Here is an 11130-nt window from a genome sequence, read left to right as displayed (position 1 = left end):
ATTTTTTCTTTCAGTTTCTTGAGAAAACATCGAGAAAGAGAGCAGAAGTACTAGTGAATAAATAATATTTTGCGGCATAATCTGCTGGGGGTACATTTGATTTGTAAAAATATCTGATGCATCTCCAAAAACATTGCCAAAGACGTACTAAATTTATGTTAATAATAAACTATTTAAAATGATGGGTTTAATTCTTTTAAACCTTTGTATTTTTACAATTCAAATTTATTTCAATGAAAAACTTAATAATTGCAAGCACTTCCACACTTCATGATGGAGAATATTTAGACTATCTGCTGCCTGAACTTGCCGTTCATTTTAAAGATGTAAAAACCCTGATTTTTATTCCTTATGCAAGGCCAAGTGGCATTTCGCATGAAGCCTATACTTCTAAAGTAAGCGAGGCTTTTGCCAAAATACATATTAAAGTCAAAGGAATTCACGAATTTGAAAATCCTGCGGAAGCAATTCAAAACGCAGAAGGTATTTTTACCGGAGGTGGAAACACCTTTCTACTCGTTTCTCAATTGTATCGCTATAATTTAATGTCGCTTTTGACAGAAACCCTAAAAAAAGGAACGCCGTATCTGGGAACAAGTGCCGGAAGCAACATTACTGGATTGACGATGCAAACCACCAACGATATGCCGATTATTTATCCGCCGAGCTTTCAAACTTTAGGAATGGTTCCGTTTAATTTGAATCCGCATTATTTGGATCCCGATGCCAATTCAAAACACATGGGCGAAACACGCGAAACCAGAATAAAAGAATTCCATCAGTTTAATTCCTTGCCCGTTTTAGGACTTCGTGAAGGAAGCTGGCTTGATGTGAAAGGAGAAAAGATTATTTTAAAAGGAGATTTGCAAGCGCGCCTTTTTAGGCAGAATCAAAATCCGGAAGAATTGCCAACCGGAAGCGACTTGAGTTCTTTAAAATAACAAAAAGTGCCACAGACTAAATGTTTTAATCTGTGGCACTTATTTTAAAATGACAAAATGCTATAAAACAAAAAATCTCAAGCTTTCACTTGAGATTTTCTTTAAGAGCAGAAGACGAGGCTCGAACTCGCGACAACCAGCTTGGAAGGCTGGAGCTCTACCAACTGAGCTACTTCTGCGTTTCAACGGTGCAAATATACGTCAAAAGATTTCTTTGTTGCAAGTTTTTCTTGAAAAAAAATACAACTTTTTTTGACGACCTTTGTAAAATAAGAGAATTTAGGACATAATCTTTTTATTATTAAATTGTTATGCCAAAAAATAAAATCAGAAAAAATTTAAAATTTGTATGCTGTCCATTAAAGAAATTACCGCTTTAGAAACTTTTTCTGTCCGCCAGCCTGTTTTAAGACCTGGAAAAAGTATTGAAACTTGCCATTTTGAAGGCGATAATTTAGAGTCCACCCGCCATTTTGGTTTGTTCATGGATGAAAATTTAGCAGGAATCGCTTCTTTGTTCCAAGAAAAGACTGATTTACTTACCGAAAATAATCAATTTCAGTTAAGAGGAATGGCGGTTTTAAAAGAATTTCAGAAAAGAGGAATCGGAGAATCTCTTGTAAAATATGCCGAAGCAAATGCCAAATGCCGTGGCGGTGAAGTGATTTGGTTTAATGCACGGGAAATTGCTGTGGGTTTTTATGAAAAATTAGGATACAAAATAATCGGTGCGCCATTTATCATTGGCGATATCGGAACTCATTTTATAATGCACAAAAAAATAACTTAAGATCAAAGTTTAACGCAATCCTAAAAACTATTCCCTTAATTTTAAGTAATTTGGTTGAAATTATTTCTGCCTTTCTAAATATGCGCAAATTTATTTCAATAGTACTTTTTATTGTTTTTTTTGTTTCGTGCAAAAAAAAGGAAGCCTTTTATGCTTATTCAGAAACCGTTTCTCTCAATAAAACTGAAAAAGAAAGCAACAGCCATTCGATTGATTCCACCTTGTTGCTTTCGTTTTCGAACAGCCAACTGACTTCTTTTTATAGAATGAATCATTTTCAAACCGTTTGGAACAGTGCTGAAAACAGAAAATCAGTAGCAACAATTCTATTAAAAGCAAATGAAGAAGGCCTGGAGGCGGAGGATTACCAAGGAGAAGAATTGTTAGAAATTGAGTCAAGAGTGGGCACTTTTAGCGAAAAAGAACTTGTTAATTATGACATTTCAATAACGCTTTTGGTTCAAAAATACCTTTCTGACATGAATACCGGAAAATTAAACCCGAGAGATTTATATGATGATTGGGATTTGAAAACGCCCGTTATCGACAGCAACAAATACCTTACTGACGCTATTAACGGCGATTCATTAAAAGCTGTATTTGAAAAAATGAGGCCAACACATCTTGTTTACAAAAGGCTGAAAAACGCACTTTCTTTATTAAATACTTATCCTAAGGACACTTTAAAAAATATCTCGCTTGACGCAAAGTTCAAAAAAGACGACAAAAATCCTGCTCTACTTGACATAAAAAAGAAATTGATTTATTGGAACGATTTAAAAGCAAAAGACTCTTTGACGCAAATTTATGATGAAGAAACAGAAAAAGCCATTAAAAAATTCCAAATCAGGCACGGCCTCGCTTCTGACGGAATCATCGGCAAAGCCACCATCCAAGCCTTGAATGTTTCAAAGGAAGAACGCCAAAAGCAAATTATCGCCAACTTAGAACGCTGGAGATGGTTTCCGAAAGAAATGGGCGAAAGATATCTGATAATCAATATTCCCGAATACAAACTGTATGCTGTACACAAAAAGGACACTTTGCGAACACATAATATTATTGTAGGAACATTACAAAGAAAAACACCCATCTTGAATTCAAAGCTGAGCTACGCGGTTTTTAACCCGACATGGACGGTGCCTCCCACTATTTTAAAAGAAGATATTATTCCTGAAACTATTAAAAACAGGAATTACTTGAAAAAGAAAAACATAAAGATTTATGATTTCAACAATAATGAAGTAAATGTTTGGAGTTGGAATCCGGCAAAAGCATCAAATTATAAATATGTTCAAAGCCCAGGAACGTTCAACTCTTTAGGAATGGTAAAAATTATTTTCCCAAATCATTACTCCGTTTATCTTCACGATACGAATTACCGGGAACATTTTCAAAAAACAGACCGCTCTTTAAGTTCGGGTTGCATCAGGGTGCAAAATCCGTTAGAACTCACCGAATATTTGCTGGACGATAAAGAAAAATGGAATTTAGAAAAGATAACCGAAACCCTGAAAACAGAGAAAACACAAAATGCAAACATCAAGAACGATGTTTACATTTACCAGCTTTATTGGACTGCCTGGAGCGATAAAAACATGCTCCAGTTCAGGCCCGATATTTATAAATTAGACAGCGAATTATATTCTAAATTAAGAGATTAATTTAGTTGCTGTTTTGTAATTTGTAGAAGGATGGTAAATAAAAAGACACGATTTGTCTTTAATTATATTGATGACTTCTTTTGTAATTCCAACTGGAAGCGCTGGACATCCTTGGCTCCTGCCTAATCTTCCGTGTGCTTTGATAAAGTCTTCAGCTACATAATCAGCTCCGTGAATTACAACCGCTCTGCTTCTTGCATTGTCATTGATTCCTTTTTCAAGACCGTCAAGACGAAGCGAAAAACCGTGTTTTCCTTGGTAAACTTCTCCAGTTGCATAAAAGCCTAGACTGCTTTTATAAGAAGAATTCGCGTTTGAGAAATCTTTTGCAAATTCCTCTCCGGTATTTCTTCCGTGGGCAACCAAAGAATTGTACAAAACAGTATTCGTCGCCATATCAATGATCCACATTCTTTTTGTATTTGAAGAAAGTGTAAAATCAACAATCGTTAAGATATCTTTTTTAATGGTTCCCTTTGCTTTCAAAGCATAAAATCCTTGCAAAGCTTTTGTAAAACTTTCCATCTTAGGCATAGAAAGGTTATTGGACTGTAAGTTGCTGTAGATTTTTTCTGCTTTCATTTCAAAAGTTGTTTCAGTAGCAGCAGCGATTAATTTTTTAGGCTCGGTAGGCTTTTTTTCGTTAACAGAAAAAGAACTAAAAAAAACCAATAGTACGGGTAAAAACTTGTAAATCATTGAATATGTTTGGTTTAAATACGACTTGAGGGTCGCCAAAAGTATTAAAAATTATTTAGTATCAAAATATTGTTATGTTAAAATGGGGGAATTTAACAAAAAATGGTTGTCGTGTAACATTTATACAACAATCTTATAACGTGAATGTTTAAAATATATTGTAAACTAATTGTGTATGTTCTATTTATGACTATTTTTGTCTTACAAAATATTGCTAATGCACCTACGTTTTTCACAAATTTTATTTGCTTTTATACTACTTCTCAGTATTGATGGGTTTTGTCAGAAAAAAACTTTGGTGACAAAGAAAATTTCAGAAAACATATCGATAGATGGTAAATTTGACGAAGAAATCTGGAGCACAGCACAAGTTGCAACAGATTTTGTAATGTATGAACCAGATAACGGGAAACCAATTAGTTATGAAAAACGAACTGAGGTTAAAGTATTATACAATAATGATGCCATCTATATAGCTGCTACTCTGTATGATGACGAACCAGACAAAATTTTAAAGGAGATGACCCAAAGAGATTATTTTGGGACAACTGATGATTTTGCTGTTTTCATAAATGGTTTTAATGACGGTCAACAAGATTTTAGATTTTATGTAACTGCCGCTGGCGTTCAATTAGATTGCTTGTCAACGGAGGGTAATGATGATTATTCTTGGGATGCCATTTGGGACAGCGAAGTAGCGATTACTGAGTTTGGATGGGTCGTTGAAATGAAAATTCCATATGCTGCTTTACGTTTTTCAAATGATGAAAAGCAAACATGGGGAATCAATTTCTGGAGAGATATCAAAAGAGATCGTCAGAAATACACTTGGAACCCAATCAGCTTAAAAGTAGGCTCATTAATGCCACAAACAGGACAGCTGGACGGCATTGAAAACATTAAACCTCCTACCCGTCTTTTCTTTATCCCTTATTCTTCCTATTATGCTGAAAGCAATCAAAACGGAACCGAAAACACTTTTAAAGCAGGTTTAGATATTAAGTACGGCATTAATGATTCATTCACTTTAGACGCCATTTTAGTTCCTGATTTTGGGCAAACTGTTTATGACAATGTAGTTTTAAATTTAGGACCTTTCGAACAACAGTTCAATGAAAACCGCCCTTTCTTTACCGAGGGAATTGACCTTTTTACTAAAGGTAATTTATTGTATTCTCGAAGAATTGGCGGCGTTCCTTCCACGTATGCTTATGGAGAAACCGATGATGAAGTTGCCCTGAATCCTTCTGCCATAAATATTATCAATGCTACCAAAGTTTCCGGAAGAACTTCGGGCGGATTGGGTATTGGTGTTTTAAATGCAGTAACTGAAAAAACATATGCAACTATAAATAATACAATTACTGGCGAAAAGAGAGAAGTACTTGTTGAACCTTTAACTAATTACAATGTTTTGGTTTTAGACCAGCGTTTCAATCAAAATTCCTCTGTTTCTTTTGTAAACACGAATGTACTGAGAGCCGGAGAATTTCGTGATGCCAATGTTTCTGCAATTGTGTATGACTTAAACACAAAAGACAATAAATTCAATCTTTTAGGAGATTTTAAATATAGTTTCATCAATGAATACCAAGATTATGACAATCGTCAAGGTATAAATTCATCGATTCAAGTCGGAAAAAGAGGCGGAGTTTGGAGATACAACACCGGAGTTCAATACATTTCAGATGATTATGACTCAAACGATATGGGGATTTTAAACATGAATAATTATCATAGTGTTTATGCCAATTTGAGTTATCGTATTTTAAACCCAAATGCGAATTTTAATACTTTTAAAATAAGTACGCATTATTACAGCGAATTTCAAAATACAACAGGCCGTTTACAACGAGCGACTATGGACATTGATTTCAGCTCGACTACTAAAAAAAATGACTTTATTGGCGCTGCCATTTACATTCATCCGTTTGAGGCTTATGATTTTTATGAACCGCGAGTTGCCGAACGTTTTTCTATTATTCCAAGATATATTTATTCTAATATTTATTTTTCGTCCAACTACAATAGAAAATTTGCCGTTGATGTTATTCCAGAATTAAATATTACGGAAGAAAAAGACCGAATTGCTTATGGCCTAACAGTCGCTCCACGATATCGTTTTAACAACAAGTTTCTAATAAACTACAATTTTTTTATTAACAGATTCAATAATGACCGTGGTTGGGTTGGTTATACTTCTGATGACATCATTTTTGGTCAAAGAGAACGAAGAACGATTATCAACACTTTAGGAATGAAATACTCTTTGAACCCAAAGATGACAATTAATCTATCTGCGAGATATTATTGGTCTTATGCTGATTATAACCAATATTTAACATTGCAAAACGACGGAAGCTTAACCACAAATAGTAATTTTACAGAATTCGAAGATTCAAATTTTAGCACATGGAATTTTGACCTTTCTTATTCTTGGTGGTTTGCGCCAGGAAGTCAAATTTCAGTACTTTATAGAAATAATGCTACCGATTTTAGAACAGATATTGACAATACAATCAGCAAAAATTTCAAGAATTTATTTGAAAATAACCTAAATAATATCTTTTCAGTCAGCATCCGATATTTTATAGACTACAATACGATTAAAAACAAATTTTAAATGAACAAGAAAGTGATCCTTATGATTTTGGACGGTTGGGGAAAATCTCCAGATCCAAAAGTCTCTGCAGTTGACAATGCCCATACGCCTTTTATTGACAGCCTATATACAAAATACGCAAACGCTTCTTTAAGAACTGACGGCTTGAACGTTGGCCTTCCGGAAGGGCAAATGGGAAATTCAGAAGTAGGACACATGAACCTGGGTGCCGGAAGAATTATCTATCAAGATTTGGTGAGAATAAATCTTGCCGTTCAAGAAAACACATTAAAAAACGAAAAAGCCTTGGTGGAAGCGTTTGCTTACGCTAAAGAAAACAATAAAAAAGTGCATCTTTTAGGACTAGTTTCTGACGGAGGCGTTCACTCGCACATTGAACATTTAAAAGGTTTGGTTGATGCAACAGAAAATTATGGCTTAGATAACGTCTTTATTCACGCATTCACAGACGGTCGCGATGTGGATCCAAAATCTGGAATTTTCTTCATTTCCGCTTTGCAAAAGCATTTGGAAAACAAAAAAGCAAAATTAGCTTCCGTTCTCGGAAGATATTATGCAATGGATCGCGACAGACGTTGGGAGCGCGTTAAAAAAGCCTATGATTTGCTAGTTAACGGCATTGGAACCCCAACAAAAAATGTGATTTCAAGCCTTCACGAAAGTTATGAAAAAAACATCACTGATGAATTTATCGATCCGTTGGTGGTTGTCAATGAAAATAATGAACCGACTGCCGTAATTGAAAACGACGACGTAATTATTTTCTTCAACTTCAGAACAGACAGAGGAAGACAATTAACCGAAGTTTTGACGCAGTTTGATTGCCACGAACAAAACATGCATAAATTGAATTTGTATTATGTGACAATGACCAATTATGACGACACGTATACGGGAATGCACGTGATTTATGACAAAGACAATATTACAGAAACACTTGGTGAAGTTTTAGAAAAAAACGGCAAAAAGCAAATCAGGATTGCCGAAACAGAGAAATATCCGCACGTTACTTTTTTCTTTTCTGGCGGAAGGGAGAAAGAATTCGTGGGCGAAAGCAGAATCTTGAAAAATTCTCCAAAAGTAGCTACGTATGATTTACAGCCCGAAATGAGCGCTTTTGAATTGGCCGACGCGCTGGTACCGGAATTAGAAAAACAAGAAGTTGATTTCGTGTGCTTAAATTTTGCAAACGGAGATATGGTGGGGCACACTGGCGTTATGGAGGCAGCGGTCAAAGCTTGCGAAGCCGTTGACAAATGTGCTGAAAGAGTAATCACAACTGCTTTAGAACACGGTTATACTACGATTGTAATTGCCGATCACGGAAATTGCGAAACGATGATTAACCCTGATGGAAGTCCGAATACGGCGCACACGACCAATCCGGTGCCGATTATTTTGGTCGACAACGATTTGAAACACGTGAATGACGGTGTTCTGGGTGATATTGCTCCAACTATTTTAGCCTTGATGGGCGTTGAAAAACCAGTAGCAATGACAAGACATTCGTTGTTATAGTTTTTAAAATTTTAATATACTTTGCCTGTTGGGATTTTTTCTTGACAGGCATTTTTTTTTATAATTACATTAGAAAGTTCATCAATTGCACAATGCCCTAGCCCGGATTATCGCGGAAAGCCCGCAGGCTGAAAAACTATTTTTTCTTGCCGGAAAAGAGCGACCGAAGGAAGCTCCTTTTACGGCGTAGAAAAAAAGTTTTTTGGCCGAGGACTTGTAGCAGAAAGCCGGAAATAGCTTCAAAAAATTTATAAATAAAATTTGTACTTTTGCAAATCAAATTTTGAAATATGATTATCCAGAAAACCAGAGAAGAAATTGAGTTGATGCGCCAAAGTGCGTTGCTTGTTTCAAAAACATTGGGAATGATTGCAACTGAAATCAAACCGGGCGTGACGACTTTACATTTAGACAAATTGGCGGAAGAGTTTATCAGAGATCACGGTGCGGTTCCTGGATTTTTGGGATTATATGGCTGCCCGTCTTCGATCTTAACGAGCGTGAATGACCAGGTGGTTCACGGTTTGCCAACGAATACGCCAATTCAAGAGGGCGATATTGTTTCGGTGGATTGCGGAACTTTGATGAACGAATATTATGGCGACCACGCGTACACTTTTGAAGTTGGCGATGTGGCTCCGGAAACTAAAAAATTATTGCAGGTTACGAAAGAGTCTTTGTATGTTGGGATCCGTGAATTTAAAGCCGGAAACCGCGTGGAAGATGTGGGTAATGCGATTCAAAAATATACAGAAGCACACGGATATGGCGTGGTTCGTGAATTGGTTGGACACGGGTTGGGCAAGAAAATGCACGAGGATCCTGAAATGCCAAACTATGGAAAACGCGGTCGGGGAAAGATGTTTGTAGAAGGCATGGTAGTGGCTATTGAACCGATGATCAACTTGGGTACCAAAAACATCAAGCAGTTGAAAGACGGCTGGACAATCGTGACTGCTGACAGAAAACCGAGCGCGCATTTTGAGCACGATGTGGCCTTGATTGACGGAAAACCAGAATTGCTTTCGACGTATGCTTATATTTATAAAGCCTTGGGAATTGTGAGTGATGAGGAAGCGGAATTCAGAAGACAGCCTTTGGTACTTTCATAATGAAGAAAGCTTTTAAATTCATCCTCAATACCATCCCTCGCCCGTTATTGATTCGGCTGAGTTATGTGATTCGTCCTGTTTTGGCACTTGCCCTGAAAGGAAACACTTTTACCGACCCGATTGATGGAAGAAGTTTCAAGAAATTCTTGCCTTATGGTTATGGAACACAGCGAAACAATGTGCTTTCGCCAAGTACTTTATCTCTGGAAAGACACCGTTTGCTTTGGCTTTACCTGAACAATGAAACCGATTTTTTTACGGCTCCGAAAAAGGTACTGCATTTTGCTCCTGAACAGGCTTTTTACAAGATATTCAGAAACCAAAAGAATTTAGAGTATACAACAACCGATTTATTTTCGCCGTTGGCGGATGTGAAAGCAGATATTTGCGACTTGCCTTTTGAGGATAATATGTATGATATTATTTTGTGTAATCACGTTTTAGAACACATTCCGGATGACACAAAGGCGATGCAAGAATTATATCGTGTTTTAAAACCGGGCGGTATTGGAATTTTCCAGATTCCGCAGGATTTGAACAGAGCGACCACTTTTGCTGACGATTCCATTACCGATCAAAAAGAAAGAGCCAAAATCTTTGGGCAATACGATCACGTGAGAATTTATGGCCGTGATTATTTTGATAAATTAAGAAGCATTGGCTTTACCGTTGTTGAAGAAGATTATACTGCAAAATTAGCTCCGGAATTAGTGGAAAGATATTGCCTGGCAAAAGGAGAAATTATTCCGGTTTGCTTTAAATAAAAAAATTGACTACTTCTAAATAATTCGTAGCGGTTATTTTAAAAAACCCTTATAAAAAAATTTACAAGGGTTTTTTAAATTATAGGTTTTCATTAATATTTTATTCTAATATGTATTTGATTTCACTTAACCATATAATTAGAATAATATGGGTATTTCCTGTTGTTTATTTCTCTACCCTATTCATAAGATTTTAACACCTACTATAACGACATAATCCTTATTTCACTCCGTTTTGTTCCTTTGTAACATTGCTAAACTGCTTTCTGCATCTACATTGAACTGACTTACCATTTTTGAACAAGTATCCGTTATCAAGTTTGAAATAGCACTGTCTTGTCTTCATTTGATGTCAGCGATTTATGACTCTAGATTTTTCATGCTTTTTAAATTTATAAATAGAAAAAGTTTTTAATTTCTAAAACTATAATTATACTTCATAGTTTTATGTTACTATCATTTTATAACAATAAATAATTAGCCAATATATTGATAAATTTATCTTTTCAATGATATTAATTCCTTTTTTTTATTTTGAAACATAGCCTAAATGATTTTCTTAAAATCATAAAAAACTTATGAAGTAATTATTTATTACTTCATAAGTTTTTCTTAGATAATAAATCCGCCTATTTATCCCGAACTAAGCACAGTCAACAGTACTGTGATTATTATTTAAAATGAATACATTAATTATCTAGATAGACTTCTGAATCCAAAAGTGATTTTTGTTTATAATAATTTGACTTTAACTTAAAATTCTATTATCTTCTATTTTGAAACTTTAGTATTTTTTTTAAGAGATACTATTTTTCCTATCAGAGTTACCAAATTTTCTAAGTCTCTGTAAGATTGTGCAAAATTCTTGAATTTCGTATTATTTTTGATTTTTTCTAATTTAAATAAATCCTTTTTTAATCATTTGAAAGATTTGTTATTTAAATATATCAGAAAGTAATTTCTAGAATGCTTGAAATAATTAACTATTACTTCTATATTATACTTTCACTTTTTCCCAA

General features: G+C 35.1%; 8 protein-coding genes and 1 tRNA gene. 7 read left to right on the top strand and 2 right to left on the bottom strand.

The annotated features are described in order from the left end of the window. Window positions 1-233 precede the first annotated feature (233 nt). Complete coding sequence (pepE, locus tag EG849_RS09135) at window positions 234-941, top strand: dipeptidase PepE (protein WP_125012776.1); 708 nt, start codon at window positions 234-236, stop codon at window positions 939-941. A 106-nt stretch (window positions 942-1047) separates the two neighbouring features. On the opposite strand, the gene EG849_RS09130 is transcribed toward pepE, so the two are convergent. Next, window positions 1048-1120, bottom strand: a tRNA-Gly gene (locus EG849_RS09130). A gap of 170 nt (window positions 1121-1290) precedes the next feature. On the opposite strand from EG849_RS09130, the gene EG849_RS09125 reads away from it, so the two are divergent. Both EG849_RS09125 and EG849_RS09120 read left to right on the top strand, forming a co-directional pair. After that, window positions 1291-1731, top strand: coding sequence for a GNAT family N-acetyltransferase (locus EG849_RS09125; protein ID WP_125012775.1), 441 nt, complete (start codon window positions 1291-1293; stop codon window positions 1729-1731). A gap of 80 nt (window positions 1732-1811) precedes the next feature. Next, window positions 1812-3395, top strand: coding sequence for a L,D-transpeptidase family protein (locus EG849_RS09120; RefSeq protein WP_125012774.1), 1584 nt, complete (start codon window positions 1812-1814; stop codon window positions 3393-3395). Here the strand turns inward: EG849_RS09120 and EG849_RS09115 are convergent. Beyond that, a complete protein-coding gene (locus EG849_RS09115) occupies window positions 3384-4094 on the bottom strand; it encodes a murein L,D-transpeptidase catalytic domain family protein (protein ID WP_125012773.1) in 711 nt (236 codons plus the stop codon). The genes EG849_RS09120 and EG849_RS09115 overlap by 12 nt on opposite strands. A gap of 298 nt (window positions 4095-4392) precedes the next feature. Here EG849_RS09115 and EG849_RS09110 point away from each other — a divergent pair, with 298 nt between their 5' ends. From EG849_RS09110 to EG849_RS09095, 4 genes are all read left to right on the top strand, one after another. Continuing rightward, a complete protein-coding gene (locus tag EG849_RS09110) occupies window positions 4393-6717 on the top strand; it encodes a DUF5916 domain-containing protein (protein WP_317125195.1) in 2325 nt (774 codons plus the stop codon). Next, entirely contained in the window at window positions 6718-8235 is a 1518-nt protein-coding gene (gene gpmI / locus EG849_RS09105; RefSeq protein WP_125012771.1) for a 2,3-bisphosphoglycerate-independent phosphoglycerate mutase, read from the top strand. A gap of 290 nt (window positions 8236-8525) precedes the next feature. Continuing rightward, window positions 8526-9347 (top strand): type I methionyl aminopeptidase, encoded by an 822-nt coding sequence (gene map / locus EG849_RS09100; RefSeq protein ID WP_125012770.1) that lies wholly within the window; start codon window positions 8526-8528, stop codon window positions 9345-9347. Then, complete coding sequence (locus EG849_RS09095) at window positions 9347-10111, top strand: class I SAM-dependent methyltransferase (RefSeq protein ID WP_125012769.1); 765 nt, start codon at window positions 9347-9349, stop codon at window positions 10109-10111. The genes map and EG849_RS09095 overlap by 1 nt, the downstream gene beginning before the upstream one ends. Window positions 10112-11130: the final 1019 nt, after the last annotated feature.

Source organism: Flavobacterium macacae (genome assembly GCF_003865365.1).
Taxonomy (GTDB): Bacteria; Bacteroidota; Bacteroidia; order Flavobacteriales; family Flavobacteriaceae; genus Flavobacterium; species Flavobacterium macacae.
The sequence above is the reverse complement of the archived record's forward strand: the minus strand, read 5'-3'. Positions and strand labels throughout refer to the sequence as shown.